The sequence below is a fragment of the Streptomyces sp. NPDC017095 genome, assembly GCF_044332325.1.
Lineage (GTDB): Bacteria > Actinomycetota > Actinomycetes > Streptomycetales > Streptomycetaceae > Streptomyces.
In genome coordinates this window covers 210307-231366 of sequence record NZ_JBIROU010000013.1, presented here as the reverse complement: position 1 = coordinate 231366, position 21060 = coordinate 210307, and the positions used below count along the sequence as shown (strand labels likewise).

At 74.7% G+C, this 21060-nt stretch carries 10 protein-coding genes; 3 read left to right on the top strand and 7 right to left on the bottom strand.

The window, feature by feature from the left end; genetic code table 11:
- Positions 1-36: 36 nt before the first annotated feature.
- The 3 genes from ACH4OA_RS25605 to ACH4OA_RS25595 all read right to left on the bottom strand — a co-directional run bounded on the left by ACH4OA_RS25605 (position 37) and on the right by ACH4OA_RS25595 (position 8235).
- Positions 37-3681, bottom strand: coding sequence for an ATP-dependent helicase (locus ACH4OA_RS25605; protein ID WP_397971126.1), 3645 nt, complete (start codon positions 3679-3681; stop codon positions 37-39).
- 319 nt (positions 3682-4000) lie between these two features.
- Positions 4001-7591, bottom strand: a complete 3591-nt coding sequence (locus ACH4OA_RS25600; protein WP_397971123.1) for a UvrD-helicase domain-containing protein — start codon at positions 7589-7591, stop codon at positions 4001-4003.
- Positions 7592-7848: 257 nt separating this feature from the next.
- The gene (locus tag ACH4OA_RS25595; protein WP_365875226.1) at positions 7849-8235 is read right to left on the bottom strand and encodes an MGMT family protein; all 387 of its coding nucleotides are present in this window, start codon (positions 8233-8235) and stop codon (positions 7849-7851) included.
- Between the two features lie 186 nt (positions 8236-8421).
- Here ACH4OA_RS25595 and ACH4OA_RS25590 point away from each other — a divergent pair, with 186 nt between their 5' ends.
- The 3 genes from ACH4OA_RS25590 (at position 8422) to ACH4OA_RS25580 (ending at position 14528) form a co-directional block, all read left to right on the top strand.
- Positions 8422-11220 (top strand): lysylphosphatidylglycerol synthase domain-containing protein, encoded by a 2799-nt coding sequence (locus ACH4OA_RS25590; RefSeq protein ID WP_397971120.1) that lies wholly within the window; start codon positions 8422-8424, stop codon positions 11218-11220.
- 76 nt (positions 11221-11296) lie between these two features.
- Positions 11297-12841, top strand: a complete 1545-nt coding sequence (locus tag ACH4OA_RS25585) for an alpha/beta hydrolase (protein ID WP_397971118.1) — start codon at positions 11297-11299, stop codon at positions 12839-12841.
- 142 nt (positions 12842-12983) lie between these two features.
- Entirely contained in the window at positions 12984-14528 is a 1545-nt protein-coding gene (locus ACH4OA_RS25580; protein ID WP_397971116.1) for an alpha/beta hydrolase, read from the top strand.
- 122 nt (positions 14529-14650) lie between these two features.
- On the opposite strand, the gene moeZ is transcribed toward ACH4OA_RS25580, so the two are convergent.
- The 4 genes from moeZ to ACH4OA_RS25560 form a co-directional block, all read right to left on the bottom strand.
- Positions 14651-15829: an adenylyltransferase/sulfurtransferase MoeZ gene (gene moeZ, locus ACH4OA_RS25575; RefSeq protein ID WP_365875206.1), complete on the bottom strand. Its 1179-nt coding sequence runs from the start codon at positions 15827-15829 to the stop codon at positions 14651-14653.
- A gap of 139 nt (positions 15830-15968) precedes the next feature.
- Positions 15969-16928: an NAD-dependent epimerase/dehydratase family protein gene (locus tag ACH4OA_RS25570; protein ID WP_397948569.1), complete on the bottom strand. Its 960-nt coding sequence runs from the start codon at positions 16926-16928 to the stop codon at positions 15969-15971.
- A gap of 195 nt (positions 16929-17123) precedes the next feature.
- Positions 17124-18578, bottom strand: a complete 1455-nt coding sequence (locus tag ACH4OA_RS25565; protein WP_397971113.1) for a hypothetical protein — start codon at positions 18576-18578, stop codon at positions 17124-17126.
- Positions 18579-19087: 509 nt separating this feature from the next.
- On the bottom strand, positions 19088-20854 hold the full coding sequence (locus ACH4OA_RS25560; RefSeq protein WP_397971110.1) for a DUF3492 domain-containing protein: 1767 nt from the start codon (positions 20852-20854) through the stop codon (positions 19088-19090).
- Positions 20855-21060: the final 206 nt, after the last annotated feature.

The following is a 21060-nucleotide window of genomic DNA, read 5'->3' as shown; positions in this document are numbered from 1 at the left end:
CCCGCACCGACATCCTCGGCGGGCGATTGGTCACACTCAGGTCGCCTGGTGTGTGCTATCCGTCTCACCGGTGAGCAGCCGCTCCAGCGCGGCCCGGTCGGGCAGGCCGGCGGGGCGTACGACCTCGCCGGTGCGCACGTACAGGAAGGCGGCCGTGACCGACTCGGGCGGTACGCCCTGTTGCTCGGCCCAGGCCAGCCGGTACACGGCGAGCTGGAGCGGGTCGGCGGTGCCGGTGCGGCCGGTCTTCCAGTCGACGATCTCGTACGTCGCCTCGTCCCCGTCGCCGTTCCGGTAGACGGCGTCGATGCGGCCCCGGACGACACGGCCGGCGAGGGTGAGCTGGAAGGGGGCCTCGACCCGGTACGGGGTGCGCCGGGCGTACTCGGTGCGTTCGAACGCCTCCTTCAGGGCTTCCAGGTCGTGTTCGTCGGCGATCTCGGCGTCGGTGCCGGGCAGCTCGTCCGGTTCCAGCAGGGGCAGGGTGAGTTCCTCGAAGCGGGATTCCACCCAGGCGTGGAAACGGGTGCCCCGGCGCGCTGCCGGCTGCGGGGGGCGCGGCATGGGGCGCGCGAGTTCCTGCGCGAGGCCGTCCGGGTCCTCGGCGAGCCGGAGCAGCTGGGAGGCGGTGAGCGTGGCGGGCAGGGGTACGTCGGTGACGGTGCGCCGGGCGCGCAGCAGCTCGCCGGCGAGCGCGTCCAGGTCACGGTCCCAGGAGGCGACGACCCGGGCCTCCTCGGGGGTGAGCGCGTCGGCGGGCCGCGGCCGGGCGGGCCGGTGGCCCTCCTGCGGGGCGGGCGCCTGGTGCGGGACCGTGGGGCGACCGGTGCTCCGGGAATCCCCGCCGACGGTGCCGTAGGGGGCGGTGCCGTGCGGGGCGGGAGCGGCTGCGTGGCCGGGGGGCGCGTCGGCGGGTGCCTCGCCGAGGGGCGCCTCGTCGGGGGGCGGGGGCTCCTCGGCGCGGGGATCGTCCGCGTAGGCCTCGTAGGGACCGTCCTCGTACGGCTCCTCGCCGTAAGGGTCGTCGTGGGGGTCGCCGTACGGATCGTCATGCGGTTCGGCGCCGTGCGGATCGTCGTCCCACGGTGCGTCGTCGTCCGGCGGGGTGGGCCAGTCCGGGTGGTCGTCGCCGGCGGGGTCGTGCACGACCGGCCCGGCGCCCTCGGGGCTGACGGCGAGCGCGTCCAGGTGGGCGAGGACGGTGTCGGCGGCGGCGCGGCGGCGGGCCAGCGCGTCGGCGTCCAGCGGGAGCGGCCACACCTGGTCGGCGGTGGCCGCGTGCAGGGCCGGGTTCTCCGCGTCCTCGGCGGGTTCGTCGGCCCACACCTCGATCTCGCCGTACCCGGCGGCGCAGTGGTCGTACAGGGCCCGCAAGAAGTCGGAGGGGCCGCGTCTGCGTTTCTGGCTGGGTCCCCACCAGTGGCCGGAGCCGAGCAGGAGGGAACGGGGGCGAGTGAAGGTGACGTAGCCGAGGCGCAGCTCCTCGGTGTGCTGGTGGTCCTTCATGGCCTCGTGGAAGGCCTTCATGCCGCGCGCGTCCCAGTCGGTGACGTCGGGCAGGGTGTCGGTGTCGCCGCGCAGGGCGTGCGGCACCACCTTGGCCTGCGCGGTCCACTTCTCGCGGCCCTGGGCGCTGGGGAAGGTGCCGGTCACGAGTCCGGGGACGGCCACGACGTCCCACTCGAGGCCCTTGGACTTGTGCGCGGTGAGCACCTTGACGGTGTTCTCGCCGCCGGGCAGGGCGTTGTCGAGCCCCTTCTCGTACTGGGCGGCGGTGCGCAGGAAGGCGAGGAAGGCCAGCAGGCTGGCCTCGCCGTCGCTCGCGGCGAAGGAGGCGGCGACGTCCAGGAAGTTCGACAGGGTCTCGCGGCGGCGGGCGGCCAGCGCGTGCGGGGACGCCGACAGCTCCACTTCGAGGCCGGTGACGGCGAGGACGCGGTGCAGGACGTCCATCAGCGGGTCGGCCAGCGAACGGCGCAGGTCGCGCAGTTCGGCGGCGAGCCGGGCGAAGCGCACGCGTGCGTCCGCGGAGAACGGCAGCCCGTCGTCGGCAGTGCCCGCGGAGTCCTGCGCCGGCGTCTCCAGGAACGTGTCCAGGGCGTCCGCGAGCGATATCACCTCGGACGGGTCGACGCCCTCGACGGCCGCCGCGAGCCGGCGGTCGGGGTCGTCGCCGGCGTCCACGCGCGCGTGGGCGACCAGCAGGCGGGCCCGGCGGCCGAGCAGGGCGAGGTCGCGGGGGCCGATGCGCCAGCGCGGTCCGGTCAGCAGACGCACCAGGGAGGCGTTGGCGCCCGGGTCCTGCAAGACCTCGCAGACGGCGACGAGGTCGGCGATCTCGGGCAGGTGCAGCAGCCCGGAGAGGCCGACCACCTCGACCGGGACGTCGCGGGCGACGAGGGCGCCCTGGATCTCGGCGAAGTCGGCCGCGGTCCGGCACAGGACGGCGATCTCGCCGGGTGGCGTGCCGGTGCGCACCAGGTGGGCGAGGGAGTCGGCGATCCAGTCGGTCTCCTCGGCGTGGGTGGGCAGCAGCGCGCAGCGCACGGTGCCGTCGTACTCGGCGCCGGGCGCCGGGCGGAGGGCCTCCACGCCCGCGTGCAGGGCGCGCAGGGGCGCGGCGAGGCCGTTGGCGAGGTCGAGCAGGCGGCCGCCGCTGCGGCGGTTCTCGCTGAGCGCCTGCCGGGCGGCGGGCCGGCCGTCGGCGTGGCGGAAGTGGTCGGGGAAGTCGTCCAGGTTGGCGACGGAGGCGCCGCGCCAGCCGTAGATGGCCTGGCAGGGGTCGCCGACGGCGGTCACGGGGTGGCCGGTGCCGTCGCCGAACAGGCCCGCGAGCAGGACGCGCTGGGCCACGGAGGTGTCCTGGTACTCGTCCAGGAGCACCACGCGGAACTCCTCGCGCAGCAGACGCCCCACCTCGGGGATGCGGGCGAGGCGGGCCGACAGGGCGATCTGGTCGCCGAAGTCGAGCAGGTCCCGCCGGCGCTTCTCGGCCCGGTAGCGCTGGACGAGGCCGGCGAGCTCCCGGCGGGCGGCGGCCGCCTCCGGGACCTTGCGCAGGTCGGCGTTGGTGAGCTTGGCGCCTTCCAGGGTCTCCAGCAGGCCGGTGTCCCAGGCGCGCAGTTCCTCGGGGTCGACGAGGTGTTCGGCGAGTTCGGCGTCGAGGGCGAGCAGGTCGCCGACCAGGTCGGCGAAGGAGCGGGTCAGCGCCGGGTACGGGCCTGGGGCCTCGCGCAGCACGCGTGCGGCGAGCTGGTAGCGGGTGGCGTCGGCGAGCAGCCGGGAGCTGGGCTCCAGGCCGAGGCGCAGACCGTGGTCGGTGAGCAGGCGGCCGGCGAAGGCGTGGTACGTCGAGATGACCGGCTCGCCCGGCGGGTTGTCCGGGTCGATGGCCTCGGCGTCGGTGACACCGGCCGCGATCAGCGCCTTGCGCACCCGCTCGGCCAGCTCGCCGGCGGCCTTGTTGGTGAAGGTCAGGCCGAGGACCTGTTCGGGGGCGACCTGCCCGGTGCCGACCAGCCAGACCACGCGGGCCGCCATCACGGTGGTCTTGCCCGACCCGGCGCCGGCCACGATCACCTGCGGGGCGGGCGGCGCGGTGATGCAGGCCGTCTGCTCCGGGGTGAACGGGATACCGAGGAGCTGCTTGAGCTGCTCGGGGTCGGTGATACGGGCGGACATGTCGAAAGAGGCTAGCGGGGGGCACTGACAGTCGCGGACGAACCAGCCGCCCGGGACGGAGGAACCGCAGGTCAGGGCGTGGGGTGCCGTGCGTCACGGCGGTCAGCGCGCGTCATGCCGTACGTCACGGCGGTCCGCCCGTCGTGCCGTAGGTCACGGCCGCCAGCCCCTGTCGTGCCGTACGCCACAGCCGCCATCGCCCGTCGTGCTGTAGGTCACGCCCGTGGGCCGTGCGCCACGCGGGTCGGGGCGTGCGGTGGCGTGCGGTCTCGACGGTCGTCCGCCGGCCTGTCTCGCCGGTCGTCCGCCGGGCCCGTCCTCACTCCACCACGTGGCGGCCCTCCGGCCGGGCGCTGCACGAGGCGCGGAACGCGCAGTGCGTGCAGTGCTGGCCGCTACTGGGTGTGAACCGCTCGTCGAGGACCTTGCCGGCGGCGGTGGCCAGCAGCTCGCCGACCCACTCCCCCGCCAGCGGCTCCTGCGTCTGCACCTTGGGCAGGCTGTCGCCGCCGTCACGCTTGGCGGCGCCCTGTCTGAGGTGGACGAGTTCGGCGCCGCCCGGCTCGGGGTGCGTGCCGTCGAGGGCGGTGTCGACGGCGCCCTCCCGGACGGCGAGCTGGTAGACGGCGAGCTGGGGGTGCCGGTCCACCTCGCGCGCGGTGGGCGCCTGTTTGCCGGTCTTGAAATCGACCACGTAGGCCCGGCCCGCCGCGTCCGTCTCCACGCGGTCCATCTGGCCGCGGACGCGGACCTGGTAGTCGCCCGCTTCGAGGGTGACGTCGAAGTCCTGCTCGCTGGCCACCGGGGTGCGGCCGGCGCGGTCCAGCACATGCCAGTTCAGGAACCGTTCGAGCGCCACGCGCGCGTTGTCCTTCTCCTGCCGCGACTTCCAGGGCGCGTCGAAGGCGAGCGCGTTCCACACGGAGTCCAAGCGCTCCATGAGGACGTCGAGGTCGGCGGGCGTACGGCCGGAGGCGACCTCGTCGGCGAGGACGTGCACGACGTTGCCGAAGCCCTGCGCGGTGGTGGCGGGGGCGTCGGCCTTCACCTCGCGGCCCAGGAACCACTGGAGCGCGCAGGTGTTGGCGAGCTGGTCGAGGGCGCTGCCGGAGAGCACCACGGGCTGGTCGCGGTGGCGCAGCGGCACCTTGCTCTCGGTCGGCTCGAACATGCCCCACCAGCGGTAGGGGTGCGCGGACGGCACCAGGGGGCGGCCGTCCTCGTCGGCGAGCGCGGCCAGCCGGGCGAGCCGCCGGGCGGCGGCCTCGCGCAGGGCGGCCGACACCCGCGGGTCGACGGTGGTGGCGCGCAGCTCGGCGACGAGCGCGGCGACGGCGAGCGGACGGCGGGGGCGCCCGGTGACGTCCTTCGGTTCGACGCCCAGCTCGGTCAGGAACCGGGACGGCTGGTCGCCGTCGTCGGCCGGTGCCTTCACGGCGGTGACGACGAGCCGGTCACGCGCGCGCGTGGCGGCGACGTAGAACAGCCGGCGCTCCTCGGCGAGCAGCGCGCCCGGGGTCAGCGGCTCGGCGAGACCGTCGCGGCCGATGCGGTCGGCCTCCAGCAGGGAGCCGCGGCGCCGCAGGTCGGGCCAGAGCCCCTCCTGCACACCGGCGACGACGACGAGCCGCCACTCCAGGCCCTTGGAGCGGTGCGCGGTCATCACCCGGACGGCGTCGGGGCGCACCGCGCGGCGCGTGAGCGTGTCGGCGGCGATGTCCTCGGCCTCGATCTCCTCCAGGAAGTTCAGGGCGCCGCGGCCTCCGGTGCGCTCCTCCGCGCGCGCGGCGGTGGCGAACAGCGCGCACACGGCGTCCAGGTCCCGGTCGGCGTTGCGGCCGGCCGCGCCGCCGCGCCGGGCGGCCCGTGCCAGGCGCGCGGGCCACGGGGTGCCGTCCCAGAGGTCCCACAGCGCCTCCTCGGCCGTGCCGCCGCCCGCGAGGCGCTCTCGGGCGGTGCGCAGCAGCGCGCCGAGGCGCTGCGCGCCCCGCGCGTACGCCGGATCGTGTACGGCCAGCCGCTCGGGCTCGGCGAGCGCCCGCGCGAGCAGCTCGTCCGACGGGGGCGGCAGCGGGTTGCCGACGGCGCGCTCCTCCTCGCGCAGGGCGCGGCCGAGGCGCCGCAGGTCGGCGGCGTCCATGCCGGCGAGCGGGGAGGTGAGCAGGGTGAGGGCGGTCTCGGTGTCGAGCCAGACGCCGTCCGGGACCGCTTCCGGAGCCCGTTCCGAGGACGCGTCGGCCCGCGCATCGGCGTCGGCGCTCCCCCCGGCGGCGACTCCTTCGGCTTCCGGGGCTCCTTCGACTACCGGGGCGTCACGGGTCTCCGCCGAGTCATCGGTTTTCGCGGCCTCACCGGTCTCCGCCGAATCATCGGCTTTCGCCGAGTCATCGGTTCTCGTAGCGTCATCGGCCCCTACGAAGTCATCGGTTTCCGGTCCGCCCTCGGCTTCCGCCGCATTTTCCGTGGGGCAGGCAGCCGGACCCACGTGCGCCGCCGGGTCCTCCTCGCGGACCCGCGCCTCGGCCGTGGCGACCGCGCGCAGGGCCGTGAGCAGCGGCGCCACGGCCGGTTCGTGCCGTAGCGGCAGCTCGTCGCCGTCGATGTCCACGGGGACGCCGGACGCGGTGAGGGCCCGGCACAGGGTCGGCAGGGTGCGGGAGCCGGCGCGTACCAGCACGGCCATGTCTCCCCAGGCGACGCCGTCCTCCAGGTGCGCGCGGCGCAGGATGTCCGCGATGTTGTCCAGTTCCGCGCCGGCTGTCGGATACGTGTAGACCTCGGCCCGGCCGCCGTCCCGTACGGGCGCCGGCTCGCGGAGGGCGCGGACCTTGTCGGCGGGCAGCCGGGTCAGCGGCATGCGCTGGGTGATCAGACGGGTCGCGGCCAGCAGACCGGCACCCGAGCGGCGGGAGGTGCGCAGCACCTCGACGGGCGCGGGGCGGCCGTCCGCGCGCGGGAAGGCGGCCGGGAAGTCGAGGATGCCGTTCACGTCGGCGCCCCGGAAGGCGTAGATCGACTGGTCCGGGTCACCGAAGGCCACGAGGGTGCGGCCCTGGCCGGCCAGCGCGCGCACCAGCCGGACCTGGGCGGGGTCGGTGTCCTGGTACTCGTCGACGTACACGGCGTCGTACTGGGCCGCGAGCCGGGCGGCGGTGTCGGGGCGGCGGGCGAGCAGCACCGCGCGGTGGACCAGTTCCGCGTAGTCGATCACGCCCTGGAGGTCGAGGACGTCGAGGTATTCGGCCAGGAACGCGGCGGCGGCCCGCCAGTCGGGGCGGCCGATGCGGCGCGCGAAGGCGTCCAGGGCGTCCGGGCCGAGGCCCAGCTCGCGGGTGCGGGCGAGGACGGCGCGGACCTCGTCGGCGAAGCCGCGCGTGGTCAGGCAGGCGCGCAGCTCGTCCGGCCAGCGCACATGGGTCAGTCCGAGCCGTTCCAGCTCGGGCTGGCCGGCCAGCAGCCCGCGGACGGTGACGTCCTGCTCGGGTCCGGAGAGCAGGCGCAGCGGCTCGGTGAACCGGACACCGTCCTGGTGGGCGCGGACCAGGGCGTAGCTGTACGAGTGGAACGTGGTCGCCCTGGGCGCGCGGGCGGCGCCCATGCGCAGCGCCATGCGGTCGCGCAGGTCGACGGCGGCCTTGCGGCTGAAGGTGAGCACGAGGATCCGCGCGGGGTCGCCGCCGCGGGCGATCCGCGCGGCCACGGACTCGACGAGGGTGGTGGTCTTGCCGGTGCCCGGACCGGCGAGGACGAGCAGCGGTCCGCTCCGGTGGTCGACCACGGCGCGTTGCGCCGCGTCCAGTCGAGGGGGGTCCGTGACGGGCGGCGGGGTACGGACTAGTCGGTAAGCGCCACGGCTCCCCTGCCGCACCGGGGGGTGCGGCGGGCGCCTGGTGGACGGAGAGAGGCTCACGTGATCGGCCGGTCCTGGTGGTCGTGCTGGCGGGCGGGCGGTCACGCGTGCGAGGCGGTGGCCGCGGGATGAGAGGAACACGCGCCGCCGACGCTACGCCCCCGCTCCGGGCGGAAGCATTGCTTCCTTCCCTTCACCCGGGGCGCTCGGGAAACGCGTGTCCCACCCCTCACGAACGTACGGCATGCCGAGACCGTCCCCGATGTCACCCGGACGGACCACAGGCCCGCCCCGGCGGCATCCGATGGCGGAAGCTGTCAGATGTGACCCTCCGCGTCCGCGCCGCCGTCCCAGCGGGCCCGTCGCATGTCGAGTCGCGGGAGATGGCCCTGCGCGCTCCTGGCGGCCTGCTTCAGCGGGGTGCCCTCCGCGCGGTAGTGGGCGAGCGCGCTCAGCTCGTGTCCGGGCAGCAGCGCGCCGTCCGCGCGCACGACACGCCACCACGGGACGGCGCTGCCGTAGAGGGCCATCACCCGGCCGACCTGGCGCGGGCCGCCCTCCTCCAGCCACTCGGCGACATCGCCGTAGGTCATGACCCGGCCCGGCGGGATCAGCTCGGCGACCTCGAGGACCCGCTCGGCGTACTCCGGCAGCGCGTCCGCGTACCCCTCGCGGACGTCTTCAAGAGGGCTCTGCTCGCTCATCCACCCCATCCTGCCGCACCGCACCGACATTCCGGCCGGGTCCTCGGAGAACGGTCCTCTCGCCCCCGGGCGGCGCGTGGGGCAGACTGTCCGCCCGCGCATCCGCACCCTGATGCCCCCGTGTGTCGGTGGGGCATGCCACCATCGTGCGGGCGGTGACTGGTGATACGAGACCAAGAAGAGACCATGGACGATCAGGGCGTGCACCCCGGAGGAGCGGCGGGCGGCCCTGACGACTCCGCGTGCCCGGACACCGCCCGCGCGGCCGAGGACGGCGGCGGGCACCAGGAAGAGGACGCGCGTCCGGAGAGCACCGGTCCGCCCGAGGACGACGGCTCCCGGGAGGACACCGCCACGCGCGGAGACCACCCGGCGTGCGCCGACGACGACCCGCACGCCGAGCGGGTGGAGGGCGACGAACCGCTGCTCCCCGCGCGCGTGCACCGCCCCTCCGATCTGATGCGGCTCCTGGCGGGCGTGCTGGCCATCGTGGTGCTGCTCGCGATCGCCGCGTTCGCGCACGGCACCACCTCGGGCCTCGAACAGGACATCAACAAGGGCACCGGGCAGGCCCCGGACCTGCTGATCAAGATCGCGGGGCTGGCGTCCAGCATCGCGATCCTGCTGGTGCCGGTCGCCTTCGCGATCGAGCGGCTGATCAAACGGGACGGGCTGCGCATCGCCGACGGCGTCCTCGCGGCCGTCCTCGCCCACGGCGTGACACTCGCCACCGACCTGTGGGTCGCCCAGGCCGCCCCGGACTCGATCCAGGAGGCGCTCACCCAGCCCTCGCCGGGCGACATCCACGCCCTGACCGACCCGGTGCACGGCTATCTGGCGCCCGTGATCGCCTACATGTCGGCCGTCGGCATGTCCCGCAGACCCCGGTGGCGCGCGGTGCTGTGGATCGTGCTGCTGCTCGACGCCTTCTCGATGCTGGTCACCGGTTACACCACACCCTTCTCGATCATCCTGACGGTCCTGATCGGCTGGTCCATCGCCTACGGCACCCTGTACGCGGTCGGCTCCCCCAACGTCCGCCCGACCGGCCAGACCCTGATGGCGGGCCTCCGGCACGTCGGCTTCCACCCGGTGAGCGCCGCCCGGGAGGACGCCACCGAGTCGGAGAACGGCGACCGGGGCCGGCGCTACTTCGTCACCCTGGAGGACGGCCCGCCGCTGGACGTCACGGTCGTCGACCGGGAACAGCAGGCGCAGGGCTTCTTCTACCGGGCCTGGCGCAACCTGACCCTGCGCGGTTTCGCCACCCGCTCCAGCCTCCAGTCGCTGCGCCAGGCGCTGGAGCAGGAGGCGCTGCTGGCGTACGCGGCGATCGCGGCGGGCGCCAACGCCCCGAAGCTGATCGCCACCTCCGAACTCGGCCCCGACGCGGTGATGCTCGTCTACGAGCACACCGGCGGGCGCACCCTGGACTCGCTGGCCGACGAGGAGATCACCGACGAACTGCTGCGCAACACCTGGCACCAGGTGCGGGCGTTGCAGTCGCGGCGCATCGCGCACCGCAGGCTGGCCGGTGACGCGATCCTGGTGGATCGTTCCGGCACGGTGATCCTCACCGAGCTGCGCGGCGGCGAGATCGCGGCCGGTGAACTGCTGCTGCGCATGGACGTCGCCCAGCTGGTCACCACGCTCGGGCTGCGGGTCGGCGCGGAGCGTGCCGTGGCCTCCGCGGTCGGTGTGCTCGGCCCGGACGCGGTCGCCGACTGCCTGCCGATGCTCCAGCCGATCGCGCTGACCCGCTCCACGCGCGCGACGCTGCGCCGGCTGGCCCGCGAGCGGGCCCAGCGCGAGCGCGAAGCGGTGCTCGAAGCCTCCCGGCAGGCCAAGCCGGCCCGCCTGGAGGAGGCGCCCGGGGCGGCCACGCCGGTCACCGACAAGCCCGACAAGAAGGCGGTCCGCGCCGAGCAGCGCGCGGAGAAGCGGGCCATCGACGAGGCCCTGGAAGAGGCCCGCGAGGAGGACCTGCTCACCCAGATCCGGCACCAGGTGCTGCGGATCAGGCCGCAGGCGCCGGTGGAGCCGGCCCGGCTGGAGCGGATCCGGCCGCGCACGCTGTTCAGCTTCATCGCCGGCGCGATCGGCGCGTACTACCTGCTGACGCAGCTGACCCACATCCAGTTCGCCACGCTGTTCGCGCAGGCCCAGTGGGGCTGGGTGGCCGCCGCGGTGCTGTTCTCCGCGCTCAGTTACGTCGCCGCGGCGATGGCGCTGCTGGGCTTCGTGCCGGAACGGGTGCCGTTCCCGCGGACCGTGGCGGCGCAGGTCGCCGGGTCCTTCGTGAAGATCGTGGCGCCGGCCGCGGTCGGCGGCGTCGCCCTCAACACACGCTTCCTTCAGCGCGCCGGCGTACGCCCCGGGCTCGCGGTGGCGAGCGTCGGCGCGTCGCAGCTGTTCGGGCTCGGCTGCCACATCCTGATGCTGCTGTCCTTCGGCTATCTCACCGGCACCGAGAAGACGCCCTCGCTCTCGCCGTCCCGCACGGTCATCGCGGGCCTGCTGACCGTGGCCGTCCTGGTGCTCGTGGTCACCTCGGTGCCGTTCCTGCGGAAATTCGTCGTCACGCGCGTGAGGTCGCTGTTCGCCGGTGTCGTGCCGCGCATGCTCGACGTGCTCCAGCGGCCCCAGAAACTGGTCACCGGCATCGGCGGCATGCTCCTGCTGACCGCCTGCTTCGTGATGTGCCTGGACGCCTCCATCCGGGCCTTCGGCGACGGCTCGGTGTCGCTGAGCATCGCCAGCGTCGCCGTGGTCTTCCTCGCCGGCAACGCGCTCGGCTCCGCGGCGCCCACCCCCGGCGGCGTCGGCGCGGTCGAGGCGACCCTCACCGTCGGACTGATCGCCGTGGGCCTGCCCAAGGAGGTCGCCGCCCCGGCCGTCCTGCTGTTCCGGCTGCTGACCCTGTGGCTGCCGGTGCTGCCGGGCTGGCTGGCCTTCAACCACCTCACCCGCAAGGGAGCCCTGTGAGCGTCCGCGCCGGGTGACGTAGCCCGGACGGCCCGCGCCCCGCGCGAGCCGGCGTGCGCGCGCTCACGATGGGAGCATGGCGAACCCCTCCCGGCTGCGCGCCGTCGCGCTGACCACCTCCGCCGCGCTGCTCGGCGCCGTGCTGGCCGGCTGCGGGGGCGGCGCCCAGGACGGGGACATCACGCGGCAGCAACTGGACTGGACGGACTGCCCGGCCCCGTCCGAGGCGCAGGGCGGCGGCAGCGCCCCGTCCCCGCTGCCGGACGGCGCCGAGTGGCAGTGCGCCACCATGAGGGCGCCGCTGGACTGGAGCAGGCCCCAGGGCGACACCATCGGCATCGCCCTGATCCGGGCCCGGGCCACGGGACCGGCGAGCAGCCGGATCGGGTCGCTGGTGTTCAACTTCGGCGGCCCGGGCGGCAGCGGCGTCACCACGCTGCCGGCGTTCGGCGCGGACTACGCCACCCTGGGCACCCGCTACGACCTGGTCAGTTTCGACCCGCGCGGCGTCGGTCGCAGCGCACCGGTGGAATGCGAGAGCGACGGGCAACTGGACGTGTACTTCCAGGAGGACGCCACCCCGGACGACGCCGCCGAACGCGCCCAGCTCCTCCAGCGCACCCGGCAGTTCAACGCGGCCTGCGAGAAGAACTCCCGGAAGATCCTGCCGCAGGTGCGCACCACGGACGCGGCCCGCGACATGGACCTGATGCGCCGGGTCCTCGGCGACGCCAAGCTGCACTACTTCGGCATCTCCTACGGCACCGAACTCGGCGGCGTCTACGCCCACCTGTTCCCGAAGCGGGTGGGCCGGGCCGTCCTGGACGCGGTCGTGGACCCCACGCAGAACCCGGATCAGAGCGCGCTCGGCCAGGCGAAGGGATTCCAGCTCGCGCTGGACAACTACGCGGAGGACTGCACTTCCAAGACCACGCCCTGCCCGGTCGGCGACACCGCGCAGGAGGTGAAGGACCGCATCGCCAAGCTGCTCGCCGACCTGGAGAAGAAGCCGATCCCCGGCCTCTTCCCGCGCCGGCTGACCCAGACCGCCGCCACCAACGGCATCGCGCAGTCCCTGTACTCGAAGGACTTCTGGGAGTACCTCACGGAGGGCCTGGAGCAGGCGTACGACGGCGATGGCAAGGTCCTGATGCTGCTGTCCGACTCGATGAACGGCCGCGGTGAGAACGGCGAGTACAGCAACCTGACCGCGGCGAACGTCGCCATCAACTGCTCCGACGAGAAGCCCCGGTACACCGCGGACTACGTGCGGCGCAGACTGCCCGTGTTCCGCGCCGCCTCCCCGCTGTTCGGGGACTATCTGGCCTGGGGCATGGTCAGCTGCACCGACTGGGCGGTGCCGGGCGCCGCCGACCACCCCGACGTCAGCGCGCCGGGCTCCGCGCCCGTCGTCGTCATCGGCAACACCGGCGATCCGGCCACCCCGTACGAGGGCGCGAGGAAGATGGTGGACGCGCTCGGCAGGGGCGTCGGCGTCGAGCTGACGTACAAGGGCCAGGGACACGGCGCCTACGACAGCAAGAACAAGTGCGTGCAGAGCGCCGTGAACGGCTATCTGCTGGACGGGAAGGTGCCGAAGGCCGGCACCGTCTGCTCCTGAACCTGCCGGCACACCGAGCCCGGTACGCGAATAACCGCAGGTCAGAGGGTTATCCACAGGCCGTCACGGGCCGGGCCCCGGGCGCCTACCATGGCCTGAACGCCCGGCGGTACGACGCGCCGGGCCTGTCAGGGGGGTGCGCATGGTGCGACTTGCGCGGTGGGCGGCCGCGGTGGCGGCAGGGCTGCTGCTGGCCGGCTGCGGTGGCCCGTCCGGTGCGGACGGCAAGGTGGACAAGATGAACAAGGAGGACAAGGGAGACGAGGGCAGAGGGACCGGCTCCCCGGCCCTTCCCGCCTCGCTCACCTCCCAGCGCCTCGACTGGCACCGGTGCGAGGCCACCGGCGACTCCGCCGCACCGGGCGGCGCGTGGCGGTGTGCGACGCTCAAAGTGCCGCTGGACTGGTCCCGCCCGGACGGCAGGACGATCGGTGTCGCCCTCATCCGCTCCCGGGCGACCGGCGGTGACCGTGTCGGCTCGCTGCTGTTCAACTTCGGCGGACCCGGCGGCTCCGGCGTGTCGGCGATGCCGTACTTCGCCTCCTCCGTCTCCGCGCTCCACGAGCGGTACGACCTGGTGAGCTGGGACCCGCGCGGCGTCGGCGCCAGCGAAGGCGTGCGCTGCCGCGGCGACCGGGAGACCGAGGCCGCCGAGACCGTGGACGCCACCCCGGACACCCCGGCCGAGGAGAAGGCGTACTTCCAGGACGCCGCCGACTTCGGCGAGGGCTGCCGCAAGGCCGCCGGACCGCTGCTGGCGCACGTGTCCACCACGGACACGGCCCGCGACCTGGACCTGATGCGCCAGGTCCTGGGCGACGACAGACTGCACTACTTCGGTATGTCCTACGGCACCGAACTCGGCGGTGTCTACGCCCACCTGTTCCCGAAGCGGGTGGGCCGCCTGGTGCTCGACGCGGTGGTCGACCCGGCCGCGGACACGGTGGGACACGCGGAGAACCAGGCCCGCGGCTTCCAACGGGCCCTGGACAGCTACCTGGCGTCCACCGGCGAGGACCCCGCCCAGGGCACCCGGAAGATCGCCGGCCTGCTGACCAGACTGGACGCCGCACCGCTGCCGACCTCCTCCGGCCGGAAGCTGACCCAGACCCTCGCGCTCACCGGGATCATCCTGCCGCTGTACAGCGAGCCGAGCTGGCCGAGACTGACCAGCGCGCTCAAGTCGGCTCGGCAGGACGACGGTTCGGAGCTGCTGGCACTCGCCGACCAGTACAACGACCGCGACGCCTCGGGCCGTTACGGCACCACGTCCCACTCCCAGCGGGTCATATCGTGCCTGGACGACAGGCAACGGCCGACGCCCGCCGAGACCAGACGGCGGCTGGCCCGGTTCGAGCGGATCTCGCCGGTGTTCGGGGACTTCCTGGGCTGGGACACGGCCGGCTGGTGCCACGACTGGCCGGTGCCGGGCCAGTTCGACACCCCGGAGGTCAGCGCACCGGGCGCGGCCCCCATCCTGCTCGTCGGCAACACCGGCGACCCGGCCACTCCGTACGAGGGGACCCGCAGGATGGCCGACGAGCTGGGCCGGGGTGTGGGCGTCGAACTCACCTGGAAGGGCGAGGGCCATGGCGCGTACGGCAGCGGCAGCGACTGCGTCGACACCACGGTGAACGCCTACTTGCTGCACGGAAAGATACCGAAGGACGGAAAAACCTGCGCCTGACGGACCACCGCCGCCCACAGCCGTTCCCCACCACACCCACCGGACACCGGAAAGCCCACGGCCTCCGGAACACCGGAGCCGTGGGCTTCCTGGGGACTGGTTCGGCGACTGGGCCGATTGGGTCAGTAGACCGGCTTCTCCGGTTCGATCTGGTTGACCCAGCCGATGACGCCGCCGCCCACGTGGACCGCGTCGGCGAAGCCGGCGGACTTCAGGACCGCGAGGACTTCCGCACTGCGGACACCCGTCTTGCAATGCAGGACGATCTTCCGGTCCTGCGGGAGGCCCTCCAGGGCGGTACCCATGAGGAACTCGTTCTTCGGGATCAGCTTGGCGCCCGGGATGGAGACGATCTCGTACTCGTTCGGCTCGCGGACGTCGATGATCTCGATGTTCTCGCCGTCGTCGATCCACTCCTTGAGCTGCTTGGGAGTGATCGTGGAGTCGGCCGCCGCCGCCTGGGCCTCCTCGGAGACGACGCCGCAGAAGGCCTCGTAGTCGATGAGTTCCGTGACGGTCGGGTTCTCGCCGCAGACCGCGCAGTCCGGGTCCTTGCGGACCTTGACCTGGCGGTACTGCATCTCCAGGGCGTCGTAGATCATCAGGCGGCCGACCAGCGGCTCGCCGATGCCGGCGAGGAGCTTGATGGCCTCGTTGACCTGGATGGAGCCGATGGACGCGCACAGCACGCCCAGCACGCCGCCCTCGGCGCAGGAGGGGACCATGCCGGGGGGCGGGGGCTCCGGGTAGAGGCAGCGGTAGCAGGGGCCGTGCTCGGACCAGAAGACGGACGCCTGGCCGTCGAACCGGTAGATCGAACCCCACACGTACGGCTTGTTCAGCAGCACGCACGCGTCGTTGACCAGGTAGCGGGTCGCGAAGTTGTCGGTGCCGTCGATGATCAGGTCGTACTGGCTGAAGATGTCCATCACGTTGTCGGCTTCGAGCCGCTCCTCGTGAAGGACCACGTTCACGTACGGGTTGATGCCCTTGACGCTGTCACGGGCCGACTCGGCCTTGGAGCGGCCGATGTCCGACTGGCTGTGGATGATCTGGCGCTGCAGGTTCGACTCGTCGACCTCGTCGAACTCCACGATGCCGAGGGTGCCCACGCCCGCGGCGGCCAGGTACATCAGCGCCGGCGAGCCCAGGCCGCCGGCGCCCACACAGAGCACCTTGGCGTTCTTCAGCCGCTTCTGCCCGTCCATGCCCACGTCGGGGATGATCAGGTGGCGGGAGTACCTGCGGACCTCGTCTACGGTGAGCTCAGGAGCTGGCTCGACCAGGGGTGGCAGCGACACGGGGACTCCGTTGGTCGGTCAATCACTACAGTTGTTCTCCACGTAACACTGCCACGCCCTTCTTCATTCCGAGACACCTGTCCCGAGTCGCGAGACGATGTCGTCCCAGCAGCCGGGCAGCGTCTCCGTAGGGCACCGGTCAGATGCGGCAGGCCGCTTCCATCCAGATGTCGGCCAGGGACTCTTCGAGGTTGATGCGGGGCCGCCAGCCGAGCCGGTCGCGGGCGGTGCGCACATCGGCCTGCTGCCAGCTGCCGCAGCCGTCCGGGTAGGGGTAGGCCGCCGGGGTCACGTGCTCGACGTCGGCGCGGGGGTGGCCGAGGGCGGCGCGCAGCGGGCCGGGCGGGGCGTCGAGTTCGTGGAGGGAACCGCCGTAGCCGGCCACGCGCGCGAGGACGGCGGCGGCGTCCCTGAGGCGGACGGCACGGCCGGAACCGATGTTGATCACGCCTTGCGCGGCGGAGAGCGAGGCGGCATGCACGGCGCGGGCGACATCGCGTACGTCGACGAAGTCCCGCTGGACGCCGAGGCCGCCGAGTTTGAGTTCGCCGTCGCCGGACTGCATGGCGCGGCGCATCGCCTCGGCGAGCCGGCCGAGCGGGGAGCCCGCCGGGGTGCCGGGACCGGCGGGTGAGAAGACACGCAGAACGACCGCGTCCAGGCCGGAGCCGAGGACCAGTTCGGTCGCGGCCAGTTTGCTGACACCGTACGGGCCGCCGGGGCGCGGTACGGCGTCCTCGGCCGTGGAGGAGCCGGGCTGGCTGGGCCCGTACTCGGAACCGCAGCCGATCTGCACCAGACGGGCGCCGCAGCGGCTGCGGCGCAGCGCCTCGCAGACGGTGGCCACGGCGACGGTGTTGTGCCGGGTGAGTTCGCGGGCGCCGCCGCGGGTGGCGCCGGCGCAGTTGACGACGACCCCGGGGTGGACCGCGTCCAGGAAGCGGGTGAGCGCGCCCGGGCTGCCGGTGGCGAGGTCGAAGCGGACGTCGGCGTCGTCGCCGCGGCCGAGCGCGGTGAGCTGGACGGCCGGGTCGGCGAGCAGGCGGTCGGCGACGAAGCGTCCGATGAACCCGTTGGCTCCGATCAGCAGGACCCTCATCGGACGGCTCCCGGGGTGCGCGCGCCGGTGGTCACGCCGGTGGTACCGGCCCTCGCGACGGCGCGGGCGGCTGCTCCGGACGCTCCGGCGGTTCCGGTGGCTCCGGACGCTCCGGGTCGGGAGGTGGTCATCTGGTGTTCTCCTTCAAAGGGGTGGTGCGGGTTCCCGCGGCGGTGGGCCGGGCCGGCCGGGATGTCACTCCGGTACCGCCGCGGGCGCGTGGGCCGAGGCCCGGGTGAGGGTGCGGCCGGCCTGCCACAGCAGGGCCAGGGCCGCGGTACCGCAGGCGAGGGCCGGTACGGCGGCCTCGCCCCAGGCGTCGACGAGTCCCTCGACGGGGACGGCGAGGAAGGCGCAGCCGGGCAGCCGGGCGGCCGCCGGCAGTGCGAGGGCCGCCGCTTCCACGACCGCGGCGGCGCCGAGCGCGAACGCGGGGGCGCGGCGGTGACGGTGGACGGTGAGCAGACGGGCGAGCAGGAGCAGGGCGCCCAGGGTGAGGGCCTGCGCAGGGGCCGCGGGCTGGTGCAGGGCGGCGCCGCACAGCGCGAGCAGCGCGGCGAGGGCGCCCAGGAAGAGGGTGAGCGCGCCGAGCAGGAGGGGTGTCGTGAGGGCGGTGAACTCCTTCAGGCCCCGGCTGTCGGCGAGGGCACGGCGGGCGCCGGCGGTGAGGAGGTGGGCGGAGCAGGCCGCGGGGGCGCAGGCCAGCAGCAGGGCCAGGACGGGCGCGGTGGCCAGGGGCCAGGCGCCGTCCGGGGCTCCGGTGGCTCCGATGGCTCCGGTGACTGCCGTGACTCCGGTGGGCAGGGCGTCGGGGCCGCCCGTCAGGACGGCGTGGAGCAGGCCGTCACCGGCGAGGGCGTACCCGAGCAGCCAGAGCGTCCCCACGCGGGCGGCGGTGCGCCGGGCGCGCGTGCCGGGCGCACCGGCGAGCGGGCCGTGGCGCAGGACCGCGCGGGTGGCGAGACCGAGGGCGAGGAGACCGCCGAGGACCGCCGACGCGCGGGCGGTCGGGGCGGTGAGGCGCAGTCCGGCCACCGTGGCCGCGCCGAGCGCTCCGGGCAGGAGGACGAGCAGGAGCCGGCCGGCGCGCACGCGGGACGACTGCCGGGTCCGGGGCCGCGGGCACGGTTCGGCGGCGTCACGCGGCACGCGCGCGTACAGCTCCTCGGCGAGCGAGAACACGTCACGGTGGCGGCAGCGGGCGGCGGTCCGGTCGGTGACGCCGTGCGCCTCCAGCCCGGCGGCGATCTCCCCCGGCTCCACGGCCCGCTCGCACAGCTCACGGTGGCGGTGCAGCAGTGCCTTCACCGGATCACCGGCCCCCCGACGACCCGCACCGGCCCACCGCAGCCCGCCCCGCCCGTCCGCCCGCTCTTCCACCGGGGCTTGCCCGCCGGGGCCGGCCGGAGCGGGCGATCCGGACGGGTGGCCGGCGGACGAGGTCCTGGGGGCGGAGACGGGGGTGGCCAGGGCCAGGGTGGCGGTGGCCAGGGCGGGAGGGGCGGGGGCCAGACCGGGGGTGGCGGTGGCCGGGGTCCCGGCGGCCAGGGCGGAGGTCGCAGGAACCAAGGCGGGCGTCGCGGGAGCCAGGGCGGGGTTCCTGGGAGTCAGCACGGGGGCGGGGGCCGTGCCGACGGTCGCGGGGGCCACGCCGGGGGTCCCGGCGGCCAGGGCCGGGGTCCCAGGAGCCAAGGCGGGCGCCGCGGGAGTCACGGTGGGCGGCACGGGAGCCACGCCGAGGGTCACCGGAGCGAAGGCAGGGGTCGCAGGCGAGCGCGTCCCCCATGGGCTCATCACCGGCGGCTCCTCCGCCAGTGGCTCCTCTGTTGGCGTTCCCGTCGGCGGGCGCAGGTCCTCCGGCCGTGTGTCCCACGGGGCCGTTCCCGCGGGCGTGTCCGGGGGGTGCGGTGGGGTGGGTTGTTCGCCGTCCGGGGTGCCGGGGGCGGGCGATCCGGACGGGTGGCCGGCGGATGAGTGCCTGGCGGCGGACGCGGCGGCGGACGGGACGGGGGTGGCGGGAGCCAGGAAGGGGGTCCCGGCGGGGGTGGCGAGGGCCAGGTCGGGCGTTGCGGGTTGTTCGTCGTCCGGGGTGACGGGCGGCCGCTCCGCGGGGTTTCCCGGGTGCGGGGCCGGTTCGGTGGTCCGGGCGTCCAGGTCGCTCATCGTGCCGCCTCCGCCGTCGAGGCGGTGGCCCGGACCGGGGTGCCGGTCGCCCAGCCGGGGACGCCGCGGGGCAGCACGCGGGCCGCCGGGTCGGTCCAGTGGCCGGGGACGTGGGACTCGGCGGGCGCGGCGAAGGGCAGGGGCTCGCCGGACGCGTCCAGCACGACCCGGCGGACCGGGCTGTGCGCGACGATCTCCAGGTACAGGCCGTGGAACGCCGCGATGTTCTGCTCGACGCTGAACAGTTCGAGCGCACGGGCGCGCGCGGCGGCACCGAGACGCTCACGGCGCTCGGGGTCGCGCAGCAGCGCCACGCACGCCTCCGCGAGCGCCCTGGGGTTGCGCGGCGGTACGACGAGTCCCGTGCCGCCGATGACCTCCACGACCGCGCCCACGTCTGTGGAGACGGTGGCCCGGCCGCAGAACATGGACTCGACGAGGCCGGCCGGGAAGCCCTCCACGACGCTGGAGAGGACGACGACCGCGCCGGCGGCGTAGGCGTCGGCCGGCGTCGGGGTCTGCGGGCCGCCGGTCTCCTCGAAGGAGACGGGGTTGTCGCCGACGGCGTGCGCGCCGTCCGCCTCGTCCGGGAAGAGCTGCGCGGCGAGCGCCCGGCAGTGGCCGAGGTAGGCCGCGCCCTCGGCGTCGACGGGCGTGCCCACGATCCGCAGGCGGGCCGTGGGCCGCTGCCGGCGCACCTCGGCGAAGGCGTGCAGCAGGGACACCAGGTCCTTGTCGGCGCCGACGCGCCCGACCCAGACCAGCGTGTCCGGATCGGCCCGCTCCGGGGACTCGCCGGCCTCCGCGAACGGGGCGGCGTCCATGCCGGGGTGGACCGTGCGGATCCGGGCGCGGTCGGCGCCGCACCGTTCCTGCCAGCGGCGTGTGTGCGCGTTGCCCGGGGTGAGCAGCTCGGCCGTGCGGTAGACCTCGGCGGCGAGCCGGCGGTGGAAGGCGGCGAGCAGGGCGCGTACGGCGGGGGCGGCGGTGTCGGGGCCGAGGGTCAGGTAGTGCGTGCGCAGGTGCACGCCGTACTCGGTGACGAGCAGCGGTACTCCGCGGAAGTGCCGGGCGAGCAGCCCGCAGAGGGCGGCGGGGCCGCCCGTGGTGGCGTGGCAGAGGTCGGCCGCGCCGAGGCCGTCCGCGCCGTACCAGTCCAGGGACAGGGGGCGCAGGGCGCGTTCGAGGTGTGCGGCGACGGTGAGCAGGTCGGACACCCGCGCCGTGCGCGCCGCGTGCGGTGCGCCGGGGGCGCGGCAGGCTTGTTCCAGGGCGCGCACGGCGGTGTCCGAGCGCAGGGCGCCGGGCAGGCCGCCCGCCTCGCGGGCGAACGCGGCGAGCGTGTACAGCGCGCTGCCGAAACGGTCCGCCAGAGGCCCGGAGACCGGGTCCGCCCCGACACCACCGGCACCGCCGACGCCCCCGCCCAAGGGCCCGGCACCCCCGACGCCCCCGCCCCAGGACCCGGCGTCACCGGCGTACATCGCCGCCACGAGTTCGCCGTAGCACTCGGCGAAGCGCCGGCGCGCGCGCCGTCCGTGACCGGGTCCGTCGTCCCCGGCGCTCCGCAGCGGCGCCGTACGCACCCGGCGGACCTGCGGGGGGAGCGGGACGCGGCCCGCGGCCTCCTGGTGCCGGCTGCGGCCGAGCGCGTAGACGTCGAACTCGTGCTGCCCGAGTCCGCGCACCAGCCGGTCGCACCAGGCGACGCCGTCGCCGCTCGCATACGGGTAGCCACTGTCGGTCAGCAGTCCGATGCGCACGTGTGCACCCCCGATCTCCCGTCTGGGGAGCCGCCGTTGTCCCGACGGCTCGCAGCGGGACGAACGTAAGGGGACAAGGCGGTGGTGGGGGGGGGGGGGGGGGGGGGGGGCCCCCCCCACCAGGAGGCGGCCAGCCCCAGCAACCGCCGGGGGCGGGGCGGGCCCCGAAGACCCCGCGGCGCGGGCTCAATCACCGACCCCAAAAA

Coding starts and splice junctions, on each gene's coding strand:
- ACH4OA_RS25605 (WP_397971126.1), bottom strand. CDS start 3,681: ATGTCCGCCCGTATCACCGACCCCGAGCAGCTCAAGCAGCTCCTCGGT.
- ACH4OA_RS25595 (WP_365875226.1), bottom strand. CDS start 8,235: ATGAGCGAGCAGAGCCCTCTTGAAGACGTCCGCGAGGGGTACGCGGAC.
- ACH4OA_RS25590 (WP_397971120.1), top strand. CDS start 8,422: ATGGACGATCAGGGCGTGCACCCCGGAGGAGCGGCGGGCGGCCCTGAC.
- ACH4OA_RS25585 (WP_397971118.1), top strand. CDS start 11,297: ATGGCGAACCCCTCCCGGCTGCGCGCCGTCGCGCTGACCACCTCCGCC.
- ACH4OA_RS25580 (WP_397971116.1), top strand. CDS start 12,984: ATGGTGCGACTTGCGCGGTGGGCGGCCGCGGTGGCGGCAGGGCTGCTG.
- ACH4OA_RS25570 (WP_397948569.1), bottom strand. CDS start 16,928: ATGAGGGTCCTGCTGATCGGAGCCAACGGGTTCATCGGACGCTTCGTC.